This is a genomic window from Vibrio sp. 1288, assembly GCF_033344475.1.
In genome coordinates this window covers 1-534 of sequence record NZ_JAWPOX010001043.1, presented here as the reverse complement: position 1 = coordinate 534, position 534 = coordinate 1, and the positions used below count along the sequence as shown (strand labels likewise).

At 45.3% G+C, this 534-nt stretch carries 1 protein-coding gene; it reads right to left on the bottom strand.

The genetic code is table 11. From position 1 onward, the window contains the following. Nucleotides 1–410: type 3 dihydrofolate reductase (gene folA, locus R8O11_RS30810; RefSeq protein WP_318195334.1), on the bottom strand; the 410-nt coding region annotated here is incomplete at its 3' end. Nucleotides 411–534 lie beyond the last annotated feature (124 nt).

Here is a 534-nt window from a genome sequence, read left to right as displayed (position 1 = left end):
GTCTCTTTGAACTCATTACCCCAGTCTGGGAACTGGGTGTCACCTTCAACTACAGCATCAATATGTGTGACGTACAGTTTATTTGCCATCGCTAAACAAGAAGCATAGATAGCACCGCCACCAATGATCATTACTTCTTCAACATCACCCGCAGCCTCTAACGCTTTTTCAACTGAAGTCACCGTCGTAACGCCTTCAATACTCAATGATTCATCTCGGCTAATGACAATATTCAAACGTCCTGGCAAAGGGCGACCAATTGAATCGTAAGTCTTTCTTCCCATTACGACGGGCTTCCCCATCGTACAACGTTTAAACCAAGCAAAATCCGCAGGAAGATGCCAAGGCATTTGATTATCTTTGCCAATAACGCGGTTGTCTGCCATCGCGGCAATCATACTAATGATCATGTCGGGTCCTTATACTATCGGTCTGCGGCGGTAGAATAACAGCCCAGGAACTGCGAGGCCAACTGCTAAACCAGCAATAATAAACATGGCTTTAAGAAAGTTCTCCATGCAGGTCGCAATTAAC